Raw genomic sequence first — 353 nt, forward strand, 5'->3', positions numbered from 1 at the left:
CGGATGCGGTCCGCCTCCGACGGCGGGCCTTTCCGGTCGCGTCTCGCCGCCCACCCCGCTTCCGGGGAAAGGCGCGGGATTGAAGAGCGGAGGACGAAGGAATGCGTGCAAACAACAAGCGTTGCGCCAGCGCAGAGGTTGGCTCGGCTAAGGGCGGGCGCCCGGGCGCCAGCCTTTATCAGGAGATCACGGACCGCATCATTGCCGAACTGGAGCGCGGCACCGTGCCGTGGGTCAAGCCATGGGGCAGCGCAAAGGCCGACCTCGGTCTGCCGCGGAATGCCGCCACCGGGCGCCGCTATTCCGGCATCAACATCCTCATCCTGTGGGGCGCCGTCATCGAGCGCAGCTAT

The 353-nt window shown here is 68.0% G+C and carries 1 protein-coding gene; it reads left to right on the plus strand.

The features are described 5' to 3' along the window. Nucleotides 1–101: 101 nt before the first annotated feature. On the plus strand, nucleotides 102–353 hold a 252-nt coding region (locus tag AC0L2V_RS32270; protein ID WP_473522198.1), incomplete at its 3' end, for an ArdC-like ssDNA-binding domain-containing protein.

Source organism: Mesorhizobium sp. WSM4814 (genome assembly GCF_055811595.1).